The organism is Streptococcus thalassemiae, assembly GCF_903645285.1.
Taxonomy (GTDB): Bacteria; Bacillota; Bacilli; order Lactobacillales; family Streptococcaceae; genus Streptococcus; species Streptococcus thalassemiae.
Genome location: NZ_CAHJXN010000004.1, coordinates 451,500 through 469,048, shown reverse-complemented (window position 1 = coordinate 469,048; position 17,549 = coordinate 451,500). Strand labels below are relative to the sequence as shown.

16 protein-coding genes and 2 pseudogenes are annotated in these 17,549 nt (G+C 41.0%); 9 read left to right on the top strand and 9 right to left on the bottom strand.

Features of this window, described 5'->3' with window-relative positions; translation table 11 throughout:
* Positions 1-238 precede the first annotated feature (238 nt).
* From HWX15_RS10120 to HWX15_RS09730, 4 genes and pseudogenes are all read left to right on the top strand, one after another.
* Positions 239-408, top strand: a pseudogene (locus HWX15_RS10120) (PhrA family quorum-sensing system peptide).
* A gap of 449 nt (positions 409-857) precedes the next feature.
* The gene (locus HWX15_RS09740) at positions 858-2,873 is read left to right on the top strand and encodes a DUF1430 domain-containing protein (RefSeq protein WP_175881010.1); all 2,016 of its coding nucleotides are present in this window, start codon (positions 858-860) and stop codon (positions 2,871-2,873) included.
* Between the two features lies 1 nt (position 2,874).
* Entirely contained in the window at positions 2,875-3,507 is a 633-nt protein-coding gene (locus HWX15_RS09735) for an ABC transporter ATP-binding protein (protein WP_175881009.1), read from the top strand.
* Positions 3,508-3,647: 140 nt separating this feature from the next.
* Positions 3,648-3,806, top strand: a pseudogene (locus HWX15_RS09730) (competence protein ComA); the annotation flags it as partial.
* Positions 3,807-3,986: 180 nt separating this feature from the next.
* On the opposite strand, the gene tpx reads toward HWX15_RS09730, so the two are convergent.
* The 4 genes from tpx to HWX15_RS09710 form a co-directional block, all read right to left on the bottom strand.
* Positions 3,987-4,478: a thiol peroxidase gene (tpx, locus tag HWX15_RS09725; RefSeq protein ID WP_001810118.1), complete on the bottom strand. Its 492-nt coding sequence runs from the start codon at positions 4,476-4,478 to the stop codon at positions 3,987-3,989.
* A gap of 122 nt (positions 4,479-4,600) precedes the next feature.
* Positions 4,601-5,530, bottom strand: coding sequence for a metal ABC transporter substrate-binding lipoprotein/adhesin PsaA (psaA, locus tag HWX15_RS09720; RefSeq protein WP_055387639.1), 930 nt, complete (start codon positions 5,528-5,530; stop codon positions 4,601-4,603).
* A 31-nt stretch (positions 5,531-5,561) separates the two neighbouring features.
* Positions 5,562-6,410, bottom strand: a complete 849-nt coding sequence (locus HWX15_RS09715) for a metal ABC transporter permease (protein ID WP_175881007.1) — start codon at positions 6,408-6,410, stop codon at positions 5,562-5,564.
* A complete protein-coding gene (locus HWX15_RS09710; RefSeq protein WP_000619145.1) occupies positions 6,407-7,129 on the bottom strand; it encodes a metal ABC transporter ATP-binding protein in 723 nt (240 codons plus the stop codon). Before HWX15_RS09710 ends, HWX15_RS09715 begins: the two co-directional genes overlap by 4 nt.
* A 177-nt stretch (positions 7,130-7,306) precedes the next feature.
* On the opposite strand from HWX15_RS09710, the gene pepO reads away from it, so the two are divergent.
* Positions 7,307-9,199 carry an endopeptidase PepO gene (gene pepO / locus HWX15_RS09705; RefSeq protein WP_175881006.1) on the top strand — a complete coding sequence of 631 codons (1,893 nt, stop codon included), beginning with the start codon at positions 7,307-7,309 and terminating at the stop codon, positions 9,197-9,199.
* A 127-nt stretch (positions 9,200-9,326) separates the two neighbouring features.
* On the opposite strand, the gene HWX15_RS09700 is transcribed toward pepO, so the two are convergent.
* Both HWX15_RS09700 and HWX15_RS09695 read right to left on the bottom strand, forming a co-directional pair.
* The gene (locus HWX15_RS09700) at positions 9,327-9,956 is read right to left on the bottom strand and encodes an MBL fold metallo-hydrolase (RefSeq protein ID WP_175881005.1); all 630 of its coding nucleotides are present in this window, start codon (positions 9,954-9,956) and stop codon (positions 9,327-9,329) included.
* Positions 9,957-10,082: 126 nt separating this feature from the next.
* Entirely contained in the window at positions 10,083-10,307 is a 225-nt protein-coding gene (locus HWX15_RS09695) for a hypothetical protein (RefSeq protein WP_345789006.1), read from the bottom strand.
* A 380-nt stretch (positions 10,308-10,687) separates the two neighbouring features.
* On the opposite strand from HWX15_RS09695, the gene HWX15_RS09690 reads away from it, so the two are divergent.
* Positions 10,688-12,910, top strand: a complete 2,223-nt coding sequence (locus HWX15_RS09690) for a RelA/SpoT family protein (RefSeq protein ID WP_175881004.1) — start codon at positions 10,688-10,690, stop codon at positions 12,908-12,910.
* A gap of 29 nt (positions 12,911-12,939) precedes the next feature.
* Complete coding sequence (gene dtd, locus HWX15_RS09685; protein WP_068843991.1) at positions 12,940-13,383, top strand: D-aminoacyl-tRNA deacylase; 444 nt, start codon at positions 12,940-12,942, stop codon at positions 13,381-13,383.
* Between the two features lie 38 nt (positions 13,384-13,421).
* Here the strand turns inward: dtd and HWX15_RS09680 are convergent, their stop codons facing one another.
* On the bottom strand, positions 13,422-13,835 hold the full coding sequence (locus HWX15_RS09680) for a hypothetical protein (RefSeq protein WP_175881003.1): 414 nt from the start codon (positions 13,833-13,835) through the stop codon (positions 13,422-13,424).
* Between the two features lie 163 nt (positions 13,836-13,998).
* Positions 13,999-14,649, bottom strand: coding sequence for a metal-dependent transcriptional regulator (locus HWX15_RS09675; protein WP_175881002.1), 651 nt, complete (start codon positions 14,647-14,649; stop codon positions 13,999-14,001).
* Between the two features lie 111 nt (positions 14,650-14,760).
* Between HWX15_RS09675 and HWX15_RS09670 the strand changes: the two genes are divergently transcribed.
* Together HWX15_RS09670 and HWX15_RS09665 are read left to right on the top strand one after the other, a co-directional pair.
* Complete coding sequence (locus HWX15_RS09670; RefSeq protein WP_175881001.1) at positions 14,761-15,603, top strand: metallophosphoesterase family protein; 843 nt, start codon at positions 14,761-14,763, stop codon at positions 15,601-15,603.
* A 75-nt stretch (positions 15,604-15,678) separates the two neighbouring features.
* Entirely contained in the window at positions 15,679-16,116 is a 438-nt protein-coding gene (locus tag HWX15_RS09665) for an Rrf2 family transcriptional regulator (RefSeq protein ID WP_050241979.1), read from the top strand.
* Between the two features lie 207 nt (positions 16,117-16,323).
* Here HWX15_RS09665 and HWX15_RS09660 read toward each other — a convergent pair whose 3' ends face one another.
* A complete protein-coding gene (locus HWX15_RS09660) occupies positions 16,324-17,397 on the bottom strand; it encodes a DUF2974 domain-containing protein (protein WP_175881000.1) in 1,074 nt (357 codons plus the stop codon).
* Positions 17,398-17,549 lie beyond the last annotated feature (152 nt).

Genomic DNA, 17,549 nt, shown 5'->3' with positions numbered 1-17,549 from the left:
GTCTCAACTCTTTTCTTTTCAATCTGAATTTCTCTGCGAGTGTATTCATTAAAGATAATAAACCTTCCTATTTGCTTAATTTCATTATAAAATTTTTAGTTCAAAATAGCAAGTTAAAGGAATAAATAATTCTTTATGGTAATAAATCCCGAAAAAAGTAAAAATAGACATAAAAACTTGACTGATTTTCATATGTGTGTTAGAATTAAGCAGAAAGAAAGGAGGTTCATAATATAAGATGAGGAGAAATCGTGGAATTAAAAAAATAGTTATATTTGTATTACTAAGTGTTCTTGCATTTGGTAATACAATTCCCTATCAACAGTTTGTTCAGAAGAATAGACAATTGGAAGTTCGAGTACAATCACAAAAAAATCGAATGGACTTGATGTTGGGAAGGCTGATTGATTTCGTATTACTTTAAAATTCAACTATTTAGAGAAAGGTATTCTTATGAGAGCTTGTAACAATACCAGATAGATATAAGAATGGAGATGTTTGATAAAATGCTTTCATAGCTAACCAACTGTTGAAAATTATGAGTTACAAAATCTAAAGTATTTAAGATTAGTTTATAAAATTAGGTCTCTGCCTGTAGAAAGGAACGTGCAGTTAGAAAGGAGGAAAAAATAGGATACTATAATTCAGACTGAGATTTCTAATTAAAATATGTAGTTGCATTTCGCTCATTTTCAGAATATTTCATTCAGAGGAGGAATAATATGTTAAAAATTAGATTTGATGCAGGATGGTAAAGAATAATTGAAGAAGATTCTTTTATCAATAGTTTAGTAAGCTTGTTAGTTTATAGAGGTCAGGGGTATTTCTGCCCTCCGTTTTAGAATAAGGAATGCACTATGAAAAAATTATTTATACTCATATCCAACCTGCTTGCTAGTTTGTTCTTTGTTTGGGTATTTACCATTTGGACTGATACATATGTCTCCCATTATTACCCCAACGTTGTTGTACATGATTCTTCCCCTGAAACAACTTTTCAGCATGTTGCTACACGCTTGGAAAAACTAGCAGAAGAAACAGATAGCTTTATTGCGATTCAACACCAAGATCCTAACTCAGAAGGTACTACAGTTTTTTCTTATACGACCTTTGGAGACGGAAAGTTGCCTGATGGGCTACAGGAAAAAAATCTAGAAGATGCTCAAAGTAGTAGTGTTGAAACAAACTATTTTGTATTCGATGGACACCTAGATATTCACTTGCTAAGGGAGGAGCTAAGTCAACTTGGCTTGACTAATATGCACCTGACAATTCCATCTAAACTATCTACGTTAATGGCTATCTTTAGTAACGGATTTCAGTTAATCAGTCTATTGATTTTCATCTTAACCTTTGGAGCACTGACTTTAATTAGTCAAATTAGCCAATTACGGTCGTCGGGCATTCGCCTCATTTCAGGAGAGAAACGGTGGTCCATTTTTCTTAGACCAGTTGGTGAGGATTTGAAAGGGATAGCTGTTGGTTTCAGTTTAGCTGGCGTGCTCACCATTCTTATGCAAAAAATTCTGTCGCTTCCAACGCAATCCCTAATGACCATAGGAGCAGGCTTGCTCAGTTATAATCTCATCTTGTTGTCGATCTCCCTGTTTTTCGCTCAACTCTTCGCAGTTGGGATAAAAAAGATACACCTGATACAGATTATAAAAGGGCAAGTGCCTGTCAGAGGAATCATTAGTTTGATTTTAATCGGTCAACTATTAGCGATTATTATTGTAACGCTGGGAATAGGGAGTAGCTTAAAGTATTCCCAAGCCTGGCAACAGCATCGGATTGGACAAGAGGCTTGGAGCCAGGAAAGGCAACTGATTACCCTATCAATCAGCCGTGAAGGAACGAGTCCTGGTTTTGATGAACAAGCTCAAAGGAAACTCAGAACTTGGTATCAATTGATGGATCTGGCTGTTTCAGAACAAAAGGCTTTCTTATCTAGACACCAGTTAATTGACCGTACTTTGCAAAATGGCATGGCTTCCTCCAAAAACTTTATAACCTCTACAGAATGGTACGATTACAGCCCGAATGGCAATGTCCTTATCGTCACACCGCAATACTTGGAGCGTCAAAACATTCCTGTAGATACAACTATTGAGCAAAAGATGAATCACCTTGATGTAGGGGAGTTTGTCTTATTGCTGCCTGAACACCTCCGTTCAGAGGAAGAACATTATAAATCTGTTTTTGAAGACGACTTAACCAGTCGCATGTCTAGTCAAGATGAACGACAGCAAATGACTGCTACGGTAGGTTATTTGGAATCAGGTCAGGATCGTTTTGTGTATAATACGACCCCTATTTCTTACCAACAATTTTTGAAAGATCCAATCATCATTGTTATAACACCCCAATCAACTGGTCCACAGTCCATTTTGTTTTGGATAGACGCAGTACAGAACTACATTCTCTTTAATCAATTGTCTGATGCCCAAGAGCTTATCCAGAGACAAGGCATTGAAAATTGGGTCTCAGAAATGCAAACAGGTTACCACAACTACATCACATTATTGGATAATATCCAGAGGGAACGTTGGGTAATGCTAGCAGGAGCTGTGCTTGGGATTGCAACTTCAATCTTGTTGTTTAACACTATGAATAGGCTCTACTTTGAAGAATTTAGACGTGCCATTTTTATCAAACGCATTGCAGGTCTCAGGTTCTTAGAAATCCATCGCACTTATCTCTTTGCTCAACTGGGTGTGTTTTTACTGGGATTTGTTGCGAGTGTATTTCTTCAGGTAGAGATACTAGTTGCTTTCTTAGTCTTGTTACTCTTTACTGGTCTATCTCTTTTACAGTTACATGTCCAAATGCAGAAAGAAAACAAGATGTCCATGCTTGTTTTGAAGGGAGGTTAATATGATTGAACTTAAACAGGTGAGTAAATCTTTTGGAGAACGAGAGTTATTTTCGAATCTTTCAATGACATTTGAGGCTGGAAAAGTCTATGCCTTAATTGGTTCAAGTGGTAGCGGAAAAACAACCTTGATGAACATGATTGGGAAATTAGAATCTTATGATGGGACGATTTTTTACCGAGGTAAAGACTTGGCCAATTATAAATCGAGTGATTTTTTCCGTCACGAATTGGGCTACCTCTTCCAGAACTTTGGCTTAATTGAAAACCAAAGTATTGAAGAAAACCTTAAGCTAGGTCTCATTGGTCAAAAGTTGAGTCGGTCGGAACAGCGGTTGAGGCAGAAGCAGGCTTTAGAACAGGTCGGCCTGGCTTATCTTGACCTAGATAAGCGCATCTTTGAGTTATCGGGCGGAGAATCGCAACGGGTTGCCTTGGCAAAAGTTATCTTAAAGAATCCACCCCTTATTCTGGCAGATGAGCCAACAGCTTCAATAGACCCAGCAACCTCTCAGTTGATTATGGAGATTTTGCTATCTCTTCGAGATGATAATAAGCTAATCATTATCGCAACACATAATCCGGCAATTTGGGAGATGGCTGATGAAGTGTTCACGATGGATCGTCTGAAATAAAAATCCTTGTTTTTAATTGCATGATGAGTTACTGAAATATTATCATGAATCAATAATTGGAGTTAATTTAGAATTGTACTTTATCAATATTGAGGTAACTTTTTCTTGATAAAGGAAGAAATAGTGAAGAGAAAGTTAGAATGAAAAAATTCGACAATTATATTATCGAGAAGTCTTGCGATTCTAATTCAGATAAACTGCAAAAAATCTTAATAATTGAAAGTTTGGTAGATGATATTTTGCAATTTTCTCTCAAAATCAATAATAGTGTAGGAGAGATTTTCCTCCTACAACCGTTTCAAAAGAAATATTTACCCATTGGGAGAAGATATTGCAGTGGATAATGTGTTACTCACTGAAAAATATAATTTTCAACTAAAAGATTTTGAAGGATTCATTTCAAAATAAACAATAATTAAAGAATAACAAAAATCCTCCGTTTCAAAGAGCAGGGAACTCTTTGTGACAGAGGATTTTTTCTATAGGGCTTTAGCAGCTGCAATTGCGGCTTCGAAGTTTGGCTCAGAATTGATATTATCCACGTATTCAACGTAGCGAATCGTATTGTCAGTATCGAGGACAAAGACTGCGCGTGCTAATAGGTGCCATTCGTTGATCAAGAGGGCATAATCGTGCCCGAAAGAATGGTCAAAGTAGTCTGAAAGCATAATGGCATTGTCAAGGCCTTCAGCACCGCACCAACGTTTTTGAGCAAAAGGTAGGTCCATTGAAACAGTCAATACGACCGTGTTGTCCAGTCCAGCCAATTCTTCATTAAAACGACGTGTTTGAGTTGAGCAGATGCCTGTATCGATAGAAGGAACGACACTCAAAACTTTTTTCTTGCCATCAAAATCAGCCAGAGATTTTTTAGAAAGATCTGTTGTAGTAAGAGAAAAATCAAGCGCCTTGTCGCCGACTTGTAGTTGTTTACCTGTAAAGCTCACAGGATTTCCGAGAAAAGTTACCATAGGATACTCCAATCTTTTTTCTTCCATTGTAGCTGAAACAGTCGAAATTTTCCAATGATTTGACCGGAAATGTGGGCATAGAAAAAACGCCAGCTCATATGAGAATGACGTTTTTCAGAGGCTTATTTTGCCAATCCTTCAGCAATCTTGTCAAGGTTGTATTTCATCATGTTGTAGTAGCTGTCGCCTTCTTTACCTTGTTCTGCGATAGAGTCAGTAAAGATTTGTGCGTAGATTGGGATGTTTGTGTCTTGTGAAACAGTCTTCATTGGACGGTCATCCACACTAGATTCTACAAAGAGTGAAGGAACTTTTGTTTGGCGAAGTTTTTCAACCAAGGTCTTGATTTGTTCAGGTGTTCCTTCTTCTTCAGTATTGATTTCCCAGATGTAAGCACTTGGGACACCATAGGCTTTAGAGAAGTATTTGAATGCTCCTTCGCTGGTTACAATGAGTTTCTTTTCAGCAGGGATGTTATTAAATTTATCCTTACTTTCTTTATCAAGTTTGTCTAACTTATCAGTATATTCTTTGAGATTTTTTTCATAGAATTCTTTGTTGTTAGGGTCTTTGGCGCTCAATTGTTTAGCGATATTTTTAGCAAAGATAATCCCATTTTCAAGGTTGAGCCAAGCGTGTGGGTCTTCTTTACCTTTTTCATTTTTTCCTTCAAGGTAGATAACTTCAACCCCTTCGCTGACTGCAAAGTAGTCTTTGTTTTCAGTTTTCTTGGCATTTTCTACCAATTTGGTAAACCAAGCATTGCCACCTGTTTCAAGGTTGATACCGTTATAGAAAATGAGGTCTGCCTCAGAAGTTTTCTTAACATCTTCAGGAAGTGGTTCGTATTCGTGTGGGTCTTGTCCAATCGGAACGATACTGTGAAGATCAATCTTGTCACCAGCAATATTTTTAGTAATATCAGCGATGATTGAGTTTGTAGCAACAACTTTTAGTTTTTGACCAGAAGCTGCATCTTTTTTTCCGCTAGCACATGCTACAAGAGCAATAACGGAAAGAAAGAGAACGAGTAATGTACCTAATTTTTTCATTAGATCCTCCAATTTATTGGGGTTTTGCCCCTTATTTTAACAAATGTTTATTTTTCAGTTTCAAATATCGTTGTTTAGGAGAGATAAAGAAACTGATTAAGAAGAAGCTAGCAGCTGTAAGTACGATGCTAGAACCAGCTGCTAAGTTTAAACTATAGCCAATAAAGAGTCCCAAAACTGAAGCTGTAGCTCCAAAGGTTGAGGAAAGGAAAATCATACTTTTCAGGCTATTAGCATACAGATAAGCAGTTGCAGCTGGGGTAATCAGCATGGCTACAATCAGGATAGTTCCAACACTTTGCATGGCTGTCACAGACACGAGAGTCAGGAGTATCATGAGGAGGTAGTGATAGAAATTGACAGGCATTCCCATGGCTTTAGCCAGAAGTTCATCAAAGGAAGTTATCAAGAGTTGCTTGAAGAAAATCCAGATTAACAAGAGAATGACCGCCCCTACGCCCATAGTGATAAACATATCCGTATCTTGGACGGCTAGAATATTACCAAAAAGGATATGGAAAAGGTCAGTTGAACTTTTAGCGACACTAATCAAGATGATACCGAGGGCTAAGAAAGAAGAAAAGGTAATGCCGATGGCGGTATCGCTTTTGATAATCGAGTTCCCCTTGATGTAGGTAATGATGATGGCAGCTAGCAATCCAAAGACAATGGCTCCGATAAAGAAGTCAACGCCCAAGATGAAGGAGAGGGCTACACCTGGCAAGACAGCATGTGAAATGGCATCTCCCATGAGTGACATCCCGCGTAGAATGATGAAACATCCTACAGCTCCAGCTACGACCCCGATGACAATAGCTGTTATCAAGGCATTTTGTAAGAAATGGAATTTTTGCAATCCATCGATAAATTCTGTAATCATAGGTCACCTCCATTGAAAAAGAGTCGATTACCGTAAGCTTCTTTGAGATTGGCTTCGGTAAAGGTTTCTTTGGTTGGACCAAAGGCAATCACTTCTCGATTGACAAGCAAGACTTGATCGAAGTAGTGGGCAACCTTGCTGAGGTCGTGGTGGACGATGAGAACCGTCTTCCCAGCTTTTTTCAAATCTCTCAGCGTATTCATGATGATTTCCTCACTGACAGAGTCAATCCCAACAAAGGGTTCATCCAAGAGGATATAGTCGGCTTCCTGAACCAAACATCTAGCAATCAAGACCCGCTGGAATTGACCTCCAGACAGTTGGCTGATTTGACGTTCAGCGTAGTCAGCTAGACCGACAATTTCAAGGGCCTCTTGCACTTTCTTCCAATGTTTAGCCTTTAAACTTCGAAAGAGAGGGATAGAGGGAAAGAGTCCTAGCGAGACACATTCCTTGACCTTGATGGGAAAGTTGTAGTCGATATTGATTTTTTGTTCGACATAGGCGATTCGATGTAAGGATTTTTTAACTTCCTTGTCATCGAGAAATGCCTGACCTTGATGTGGGATAATTCCCAGCATCCCTTTTAATAATGTTGATTTCCCAGCACCGTTTGGACCAATAATACCGGTAATTGTTGGTCCGTGGAGCACTAGTGAAATATCCTTAAGTGCCAACGTTTCTTTGTAGGAGACACTGAGGTTTTCGATACGTATCATAAACTTATATTCCTCCTGTCTCTTAATATACATTAAAAAAAAAATTAAGTCAAGTTAATTTTTGAAAAAATTAAAATAATAACTGAAAAATGATGGGAAACATCCGTTCATTTTTAATTGCATTCCCAAGCAATTTTTGTTAAGCTAAAAACAAGTACAAATGAAAGCGAGAACAAGATGACACGTTATCAAGATGATTTTTATGATGCTATCAATGGGGAATGGCAACAGACAGCTGAAATTCCAGCAGATAAGTCTCAAACGGGAGGTTTTGTTGATTTAGACCAGGAAATTGAAGACTTGATGTTGGCGACAACAGACAAGTGGTTGGCAGATGAAGAGGTGCCTGAGGATGCTATCTTGGCGAACTTTGTCAAATACCACCGCCTAGTTCGTGATTTTGACAAGAGAGAAGCCGACGGTATCAAACCTGTCTTACCACTTCTTAAAGAATTCCAAGAATTGGAGACTTTTGAGGATTTTACAGCTAAACTAGCAGAGTTTGAGCTTGCTGGCAAACCTAATTTCCTTCCTTTTGGTGTATCGCCAGACTTTATGGATGCCAGAATCAACGTTTTGTGGGCTAGCGCTCCAAGCACGATTTTGCCAGATACGACCTACTATGCTGAAGACCATCCTCAGCGCGAGGAGCTCTTGACTTTGTGGAAAGAAACCAGCGCAAATCTTCTCAAGGCTTATGATTTCTCTGATGTAGAAATTGAAGACTTGCTAGAGAAAAGACTAGAATTGGACCGCCGAGTTGCGGCAGTAGTGCTTTCTAATGAAGAAAGTTCAGAGTATGCTAAACTTTACCATCCATATGATTACGAAGATTTCAAGAAATTTGCGCCTGCCCTACCTTTGGATGACTTCTTCCAAGCCGTTCTTGGACAAGTGCCAGACAAGGTTATTGTAGATGAGGAACGCTTCTGGCAAGCAGCAGAGCAATTCTATAGTGAAGAAGCCTGGCCTCTTCTCAAGGCAACCTTGATTTTGAGTGTTGTCAATCTTTCAACCAGCTATTTAACAGAAGAAATCCGTGTCTTGTCAGGTGCCTATAGCCGTGCGCTTTCTGGAGTTCCAGAAGCCAAAGACAAGATTAAAGCTGCCTACCAGCTAGCACAAGGTCCTTTCAAACAAGCCTTGGGTCTCTGGTATGCCCATGAAAAATTCTCCCCAGAAGCTAAGGCGGACGTGGAGAAAAAAGTGGCAACCATGATTGATGTCTATAAGGAACGCTTGGCCAAGAATGACTGGCTGACTCCAGAAACTCGTGACAAGGCTATCGTCAAACTCAATGTTATCAAGCCTTACATCGGTTACCCAGAAGAATTGCCAGCACGCTACAAGGACAAGGTAGTGGATGAGACTGCTAGTCTTTTTGACAATGCTCTAGCCTTTGCGTGTGTGGAAATCAAGCACAGTTGGAGCAAGTGGAACCAACCTGTAGACTACAAAGAATGGGGCATGCCTGCTCATATGGTCAATGCTTATTACAATCCACAGAAGAACCTGATTGTCTTCCCGGCGGCTATTTTACAGGCTCCTTTCTATGACTTGCATCAGTCATCTTCTGCTAACTACGGTGGTATTGGGGCAGTGATTGCCCATGAAATTTCTCACGCCTTTGATACCAACGGAGCGTCCTTTGATGAAAATGGTAGCCTCAAGGATTGGTGGACAGAGAGCGACTATGCTGCCTTCAAGGAGAAAACACAAAAAGTTATTGACCAGTTTGATGGACAGGATTCTTATGGTGCAACCATCAACGGTAAATTGACTGTGTCAGAAAATGTGGCTGACTTGGGAGGAATCGCAGCAGCGCTTGAAGCAGCTAAGAGAGAAGCAGACTTCTCAGCAGAAGAATTCTTCTACAACTTTGGTCGCATCTGGCGCATGAAAGGTCGTCCAGAATTTATGAAACTTTTGGCCAGCGTCGATGTGCACGCGCCAGCCAAACTCCGTGTCAATGTGCAAGTGCCAAACTTCGATGATTTCTTTACAACCTATGATGTCAAAGAAGGCGACGGTATGTGGCGTTCACCAGAAGAGCGCGTGATTATTTGGTAATGCAAAAAATCTAGTCATCAGAAAAAGGCATCCAATCAGGTGTGAAAACCATGATAGGATGCCTTTTGTAATAGAAAGATTTGCTGGATAGTTTACTTAAATTGTGCTATTGATTGTCATCATTTTACTAGAAAAAAGGATTAAAGGTCTTTTCATGGGCGATGGTCGTAGCTGGACCATGTCCTGGATAGACATCGTAGTTTGGTAGGGTGAAGAGTTGAGTCTGGATACTATGGAGGAGTTGTTCCATGCTACCAGTTGGAAGATCAGTCCGTCCGATGGTTTCACGGAAAAGGGCATCACCAGTTAATACCAAATGAGCTTGCGGAAAGACGATAGAAACACCGCCGATAGAGTGACCTGGTGTTGGCAAGACAGTGAAACGAAATTCCTCCAGTTGGTATTCTTCGTGAAAGATAAAAGTGTGTTCTGCAGGTTTTGCGACTACATCTTCCATATCATCGTGGCGAGGGAGACCAGAGAGATTGTCGACAGGAGTGTAGAGCCAGCTGGCTTCGCTCTCTGCGATATAGACAGGAGGATTGCCAAAAGTCTCGCGAACCAAGTCCAGACTCATAATATGGTCATAATGGGCATGGGTCAATAGAATGGCACAGATCGGTTTGTTGATCTTCTCTATTGTCTGACGAATAGCTTCCCAATGGCTACCAGGATCGACAACGATGAGGTGATTTTCGCCTTCTAGGTAATAGGTGTTTTCATAGGCAACAGGATTCACGGTTTTATGGATTTTCATATTGGCTCCAATCACAAAGAATGTACTAAATTAAGTATAGCACAGTTAGGGAGAATAGGTAAGGATTTAGGATGAACTTAAAAACCAGCATGACTAGATGAAGACAGGCTGGTTATCAATTTATCACTATTGGAGAGGTGTCAATTGCCCTTCATAGGTTGCATAAACTCCGTCATTAGCTTGTTTGATAGATGTGATGTTTAGAGTGCCACCGTAGTTGGCTTCTCGTTTGTCACTATATTCACTATAAGTTATCCTATTGGGCAGGTTCTGGTCGTTAGCATAGTATTGAACGACTGTTTTTTTATAGCTTTGCTGGCTGAATAGGAACAGGCAGCAAACTCCTAACACTAGGAGAGAAAAGATAGAAATAGCAGTTTTTTTCATAGGCGTTCTCCTTATAAACTAAAGGATAAAAGAAAGCATCTTGAGGATTTTTAATTCCAAAATCCAGTCAAGGTACCATTGTATGTGACACGAGTTCCACCGTTTATCTTTCGTATCTTCAATGGAATTGGGGAAGTCAGAAAGTCTTTCGGTTACAATATGGTTTCCGTTCTTCTATCTCTCCTTCTATCACCTAAGTTTAAAATCTAACTTCGTAATATATTATAGACTAATAATTCAGAATTATCAAGCAATTCTGAATTATTTTTTTCTTATTCTGTTCCAATCTAGTTTTCATATTCTTAAAAAAGTGATAAAATGGTAGGAAGAATTGGAGAGTAGAGATGCCAAAAGAAGTGAATTTAACAGGCGAAGAAGTTGTCGCTTTAACCAAAGAATATTTAACGGAAGAGGATGTTCATTTTGTCCATAAGGCCTTGGTCTATGCTGTTGAATGCCACAGTGGCCAGTATCGCAAATCTGGCGAACCTTACATTATTCACCCTATCCAAGTGGCAGGTATTTTAGCCAAACTCAAGCTGGATGCTGTAACGGTAGCTTGTGGTTTCTTGCATGATGTGGTGGAAGATACTGATGCGACCTTGGACGATTTGGAAAGGGAGTTTGGTCCTGATGTGCGGGTAATCGTAGATGGGGTTACTAAGCTTGGTAAAGTTAAGTACAAGTCTCACGAAGAGCAATTAGCTGAAAATCATCGCAAGATGCTCATGGCCATGTCTGAGGACATCCGTGTTATCTTGGTCAAACTGTCTGACCGCTTGCACAATATGCGGACGCTTAAACACCTTCGAAAAGACAAGCAGGAGCGCATTTCCAAAGAAACCATGGAAATCTATGCCCCACTTGCCCATCGTTTGGGGATTTCCAGTGTCAAATGGGAATTGGAAGACCTGTCTTTCCGTTATCTCAATCCGACAGAGTTTTACAAGATTACCCATATGATGAAGGAAAAGCGCAGAGAGCGTGAGGCCTTGGTGGATGAAGTGGTCACAAAATTAGAGGAATATACGACAGATCGTCACCTAAAAGGGAAAATTTACGGTCGTCCCAAGCATATTTACTCGATTTTCCGCAAAATGCAGGACAAGAGAAAACGGTTTGAGGAAATCTATGACCTGATTGCCATTCGTTGTATTTTGGATACCCAAAGTGATGTTTATGCCATGCTTGGTTATGTGCATGAGCTTTGGAAACCCATGCCTGGTCGTTTCAAAGATTATATCGCTAACCGCAAGGCCAATGGTTACCAGTCTATCCATACGACAGTTTATGGGCCAAAAGGGCCGATTGAATTCCAGATTCGAACTAAAGCCATGCACGAGGTGGCTGAGTACGGAGTTGCGGCTCACTGGGCATATAAGAAAGGTGTTAAGGGGCAGGTTAACAGCAAGGAATCGGCTATTGGGATGAACTGGATCAAGGAGATGATGGAGCTCCAAGACCAGGCTGATGATGCCAAGGAATTTGTGGATTCAGTTAAGGAAAACTATCTGGCTGAGGAGATTTACGTCTTTACCCCAGATGGAGCTGTCCGTTCCCTTCCAAAAGATTCAGGACCGATTGACTTTGCCTATGAAATCCATACCAAGGTCGGTGAAAAAGCGACTGGTGCCAAGGTCAATGGCCGTATGGTTCCACTGACAACCAAGCTCAAGACAGGGGATCAGGTTGAAATTGTCACTAACCCGAACTCCTTTGGGCCAAGCCGTGATTGGCTCAATATGGTCAAGACCAGTAAGGCCCGCAACAAGATTCGTCAGTTCTTTAAAAATCAAGATAAGGAATTATCCGTTAACAAGGGTCGTGAAATGCTGATGGCTCAGTTCCAAGAAAACGGCTATGTGGCCAATAAATTTATGGACAAGCGCCACATGGATCAAGTTCTGCAAAAGACCAGCTACAAGACAGAAGAATCCCTCTTTGCGGCCATTGGTTTCGGGGAAATCGGTGCCATTACCGTCTTTAACCGTCTGACTGAAAAGGAACGCCGTGAAGAAGAACGTGCCAAGGCCAAGGCTGAGGCAGAAGAACTTGTCAAAGGTGGCGAGATCAAGGTTGAAAATAAAGAAACCCTCAAGGTTAAGCATGAGGGTGGTGTGGTCATTGAAGGAGCCTCAGGTCTCCTAGTGCGGATTGCCAAGTGTTGTAATCCCGTTCCTGGTGACGATATTGTTGGCTATATCACCAAGGGTCGTGGTGTGGCTATTCACCGTGTGGACTGTATGAACCTGCGTGCCCAAGAAAACTACGAGCAACGTCTCCTTGATGTGGAGTGGGAAGACCAGTACTCTAGCTCAAATAAGGAGTATATGGCCCATATCGATATTTACGGCCTCAACCGTACAGGACTGTTGAACGATGTACTGCAAGTTCTTTCAAACACAACCAAGAATATCTCAACAGTTAACGCTCAACCAACCAAGGATATGAAATTTGCTAATATCCATGTATCCTTTGGTATTGCTAACCTCTCGACGTTAACCACGGTTGTGGACAAGATTAAGAGTGTGCCAGAAGTCTATTCTGTCAAACGGACCAATGGCTAATTGGCCTAGCTCTTACTAGAAAGGCTATTATGAAAATCATTATCCAACGGGTTAAAAAAGCCCAAGTGAGTATCGAAGGTCAGGTTCAGGGAAAAATCAATCAGGGACTCTTATTGCTGGTTGGAGTTGGACCAGAGGACCAAGAGGAAGATTTGGACTATGCCGTGAGAAAACTGGTCAACATGCGGATTTTTTCAGATGCAGAAGGCAAGATGAACCTGTCTGTCAAAGATATTGAAGGAGAAATCCTCTCTATTTCTCAGTTTACCCTCTTTGCGGATACCAAGAAAGGCAATCGTCCAGCCTTTACAGGGGCAGCCAAGCCTGATATTGCATCAGACTTCTATGATGCATTCAATCAAAAATTAGCGCAAGAAGTGCCCGTTCAGACAGGTATTTTTGGAGCGGATATGCAGGTTGAGCTGGTCAATGATGGGCCAGTTACCATTATCCTAGATACTAAAAATAGATAAGAAAGACCAAGCCCAGCCGGCTTGGTCTTTCTCATCTATCATAAAATACCCCAAAATGAAATCGGTTCCTGATAGGCTTTTGGGAAGTCTCTTTTCAGGCTTTGGCTTATGTGATAGGAAAGTATGAGATGTCCTAGGATGAGGAGAGTTCCCTGAAGGAAAAGTGGGATGCTACTTAAACATATCAAGGAGAGAATCATCAGGCTATCCCAGAGGAGGATTTGTAAGGCAAATCGCCAGAATCTCGGTCTAATCTGAGAATAGAGTTGACTAAAGTGGTCACAAAGCTGGTTAGAAAGATAGGTCAATAGCACAGGATGAAAGAAAATGAGCCAACCGCTATAAATTAAAATCCAATCCCAAGTAAGCCCTTCTTTAAATGTCAAAAATGCCAACATGATTCCATCAATGACAAGGAGTTGAATAGTTTTGATGAAGATGATGTTTTTCATGATAAACCCTCCTGTTTTCATCTGTTGGTGACGTAATATTGTATATAGTTATTATACAATATTTAGTTAAAGAATGAAAGCGTTTACCATTGTTTTTGATACAAAAAATAGATAAGAAAACCCTGAAAATCAAACTTTCAGGGGTGGTAGGGGACTTGAGAAATTAGTTGATTTTTTCGACATAGAGTTGTTTTGCAATGTCCATACCTACTTGTAAATCCTCATCTTTACTAAGGATAGTGAAGGTGTTGCTGAAGCCATCAAACTGCTTGACTTGGAGCTGGTCACCGATGTGAAGTGAGTGCTTGTCCAGATAATGGAGAATGTCAAAACTATCGTGCACCCGAGTTAGGCGATAGGAGCCAGCTTCCTTGATGTCAGCTAGTGGCAGGGTATTGATTTCAACTAGGAGTTCTCCCTTGGCAGGAATGGTTCCTCCGTGGGGGCAGGTTTTAGGGAAACCTAGTAGTTTATCCAGTCTTTCCACGAACAGGTCAGAGACAGTATGTTCCAAGACCTCAGCTTCTTCGTGAATCTGGTCACTCGTATAGTCTAAATGATGAACTAGAAAAACTTCAATCAAGCGGTGCTTACGATAGAGCTCAGAGACCAGTTTGAGTCCGAGGTCTGTCAGTAGATAGCCACATTCCTTGTCCTTAAGGATGAGGTTTTCACTTTTCATCCGTTTAATCATTTCAGTTACGGCAGGGGGAGAGACTTGCATACGAGCCGCAATTTCCTTGTTGGTAATTTTATGCAGGTCTATGCCAATTTCATAAATACATTTTAGATAGTCTTCTTTATTCGGGGTCATTCGCTTCCTCTTGTCTAATATCTTTATCTAGTATATCAAAAAAAGCTAGATTTCTCTAGCTGTGACTTTTTATGTTATACTTATTGCAAGAGAAAAAACGAGGAGATGGATATGACGAAAATAGCTCTTCTTTCAGATATTCATGGGAATACCACCGCCTTGGAGGCTGTTTTGGCAGATGCTCGGCAGCTAGGAGTGGATGAATACTGGCTTTTGGGAGATATTCTCATGCCAGGGACAGGGCGTAGAAGGATTTTGGACTTGTTGGCTCAACTACCGATTACGGCTAGAGTTTTGGGAAACTGGGAAGACAGTCTTTGGCATGGTGTCCGTAAGGAATTGGATAGTACTCGCCCCAGTCAACGCTATCTCTTGCGCCAGTGCCAGTATGTTTTAGAGGAAATTTCCCTAGAAGAAATTGAACTGCTCCACAATCAACCTCTCCAGCTTCATCGTCAGTTTGGGGATTTGACGGTGGGAATTAGCCACCATCTGCCTGATAAGAACTGGGGGCGAGAGTTGATTCATACTGGAGCGCAAGAGGATTTTGACCGCTTGGTGATCAATCCCCCTTGTGATATTGCTGTTTATGGTCATATTCACCAGCAGTTACTTCGTTACGGGACTGGTGGGCAATTGATTGTCAATCCGGGTTCGATTGGGCAACCTTTCTTTTTAGATGCCCAGTTGCGGAAGGACTTGCGAGCCCAGTATATGGTTTTGGAGTTTGATGACAAGGGCTTGGTAGATATGGACTTCCGACGGGTAGACTACGATGTGGCAGCTGAATTGAAGTTGGCTAAAGACCTCAAACTTCCCTATTTTGAGGTTTACTATGAAAGTCTGGTCAATGGTATCCACCATACTCATCATCAGGAATTTCTGAGAGAATTGGCCCAGAAAGAGGGCTATGATAGGGAATTAGATGCCTGGTTGAAAAGTGGTAACGATTGACATTACAACTAAAAAGGGTATAATAATAGAAAAAGAAGAGTAGAGGCAGGGTAGCCTCGTAAAAAGGAGAAGAGGATGCAAATTCCAAGTAGATTTACCATTGCGACTCATATGCTGATAATCATTGCCCTAGAGGGGAAGGAAAGCAAGGTGACCAGTGATTTTCTGGCTGCTAGTGTCGGGGTCAATCCTGTCATTATCAGAAAAACCTTGTCCCAGTTGAAGAAGGCAGAGCTGATTTCAGTAGCGCGTGGAACGGGCGGAACAGAGATTGTTAAGGATCTTAAAGACATTAGTCTATTAGATGTTTATCAGGCGGTTGAGTGTCTTGGTAAGACTGGTCAACTCTTCAGTTTCCATGACAATCCGAATCCAAATTGCCCAGTCGGAGCTCATATTCATGAGGTTTTGGATCAAAAGTTGGAGAGAATCCAGCTGGCTATGGAGGCTGAGCTTGGTCAGACCAGTCTAGAACAAGTCGTGGCCGATGCAGAGAGTCAGATGAAGGAGTAATTTTTTCTTTAAAATAAAAAAGCTTATGAGAAGGTTTTTATACTCAATGAAAATCAAAAAGCAAACTAGGAAGCTAGCCGCAGGTTGCTCAAAGCACCGCTTTGAGGTTGTAGATAAGACTGACAAAGTCAGTCACATATATACGGTAAGGCGACGCTGACGTGGTTTGAAGAGATTTTCGAAGAGTATTACCTTTTCATAAGCTTTTTACCTATTTTTCCAGGCTTGGTAACGGGTATCAATCAATAACTGGGTGAGGCGTCCCATGGTTTCCCTTTCTTCTGGAGTGAGGGATTGCGCTTGGACAAAGAGATGATGAATGTGTTCAATCGCCTTTAAGGAAGCCAAGTCATTGATAGAGGTGATACCAGCATCAAGAATGGTGCCAAAGAAGAGGTCGAAATAGAGCTGGAGTTCCTCATCAGGGACTGTGGCCACCCACTCCTTGAAGGTTGTGTCAACTTGTTGGCTATCACTGTTGGTCTTGTCCAGTTGAATGAAGTGTTTGTCCTCAATCTGCCAACTAAATGTATCGTGCTGGGCGATACCACCAAAGGCAGTACTGTGCACGATGATTTGGTGGTTAGGGATTTCCATCATCATACCGATAATGGAACCTTGTGGGATGAAGACCTTGGTTCTATCCATTATCCTTTGATAGTCCTCAGTTTGTGTCAGTTCTTTGTGGAGACCAGGCGCATCAAAGGTATAAACTGCTGTGATTTGATCCTGCAAACTTTGCTCAATTTGGCTAGCAGCATAGATGGCTAGATTTCCTCCCTTGGAATGCCCAGCCAGAATGACCTTTTGCTTAGGATGTTGGGCAAAAAAGTTCTTTAAATAGCGGAGAGCGTGCTTTTGAGCAGGAATTTCCTTCATATAGGTCAGGTGAAAATCTTCCTTCCAGCCAATGATACTGTCATCAGTCCCACGAAAGACAATCAGATAGGTATCGAGAGTGAGGCGGTAGGTCATAGCCGCAAACTGCTTTTGCAGCTCAGGGTCGATGTCGTTGATAAAATGGGAGAGTTTGCAATTTTTGAAGCGCTTGTGTTGAGATAGCTCATCCAATAGTTGGAGGCGATTTTTGTTGGTCAACATGTTGGGATCCCTTGGAACCTGAGGTGCCAGGTCTAAAAGTCGCTGAGGACTTGTGGAGATCAGATTATAAAAGGGTAAGTAGGTGGTTTCTGTTAAGGCTAGAATGTCTAACTCATTCAATGGAAGGTCGTAAAAGGAAGCGTGTGCGACATCTTTCAGATAGTCAAAAATATTGGTCATAAAAGCTCCTTTCTTTTTATTTATCTTATCAAATTTCCCTCAAATTAGCTACTAGGATTGCCTCACTATGTTGGCTAAAAACAAGCTATGTCAAATTCAGTTTCTGGCCTTCTAGCATGGAAAAATCTGTTATAATAATAGCAAAGGAGAAT

Excerpts from the sequence above, each read along its gene's own strand:
- HWX15_RS09740 (WP_175881010.1), top strand. The coding sequence starts at position 858 with ATGAAAAAATTATTTATACTCATATCCAACCTGCTTGCTAGTTTGTTC.
- HWX15_RS09735 (WP_175881009.1), top strand. The coding sequence starts at position 2,875 with ATGATTGAACTTAAACAGGTGAGTAAATCTTTTGGAGAACGAGAGTTA.
- tpx (WP_001810118.1), bottom strand. The coding sequence starts at position 4,478 with ATGGTAACTTTTCTCGGAAATCCTGTGAGCTTTACAGGTAAACAACTA.
- psaA (WP_055387639.1), bottom strand. The coding sequence starts at position 5,530 with ATGAAAAAATTAGGTACATTACTCGTTCTCTTTCTTTCCGTTATTGCT.
- HWX15_RS09715 (WP_175881007.1), bottom strand. The coding sequence starts at position 6,410 with ATGATTACAGAATTTATCGATGGATTGCAAAAATTCCATTTCTTACAA.
- HWX15_RS09710 (WP_000619145.1), bottom strand. The coding sequence starts at position 7,129 with ATGATACGTATCGAAAACCTCAGTGTCTCCTACAAAGAAACGTTGGCA.
- pepO (WP_175881006.1), top strand. The coding sequence starts at position 7,307 with ATGACACGTTATCAAGATGATTTTTATGATGCTATCAATGGGGAATGG.
- HWX15_RS09700 (WP_175881005.1), bottom strand. The coding sequence starts at position 9,956 with ATGAAAATCCATAAAACCGTGAATCCTGTTGCCTATGAAAACACCTAT.
- HWX15_RS09690 (WP_175881004.1), top strand. The coding sequence starts at position 10,688 with ATGCCAAAAGAAGTGAATTTAACAGGCGAAGAAGTTGTCGCTTTAACC.
- dtd (WP_068843991.1), top strand. The coding sequence starts at position 12,940 with ATGAAAATCATTATCCAACGGGTTAAAAAAGCCCAAGTGAGTATCGAA.
- HWX15_RS09680 (WP_175881003.1), bottom strand. The coding sequence starts at position 13,835 with ATGAAAAACATCATCTTCATCAAAACTATTCAACTCCTTGTCATTGAT.
- HWX15_RS09675 (WP_175881002.1), bottom strand. The coding sequence starts at position 14,649 with ATGACCCCGAATAAAGAAGACTATCTAAAATGTATTTATGAAATTGGC.
- HWX15_RS09670 (WP_175881001.1), top strand. The coding sequence starts at position 14,761 with ATGACGAAAATAGCTCTTCTTTCAGATATTCATGGGAATACCACCGCC.
- HWX15_RS09665 (WP_050241979.1), top strand. The coding sequence starts at position 15,679 with ATGCAAATTCCAAGTAGATTTACCATTGCGACTCATATGCTGATAATC.
- HWX15_RS09660 (WP_175881000.1), bottom strand. The coding sequence starts at position 17,397 with ATGACCAATATTTTTGACTATCTGAAAGATGTCGCACACGCTTCCTTT.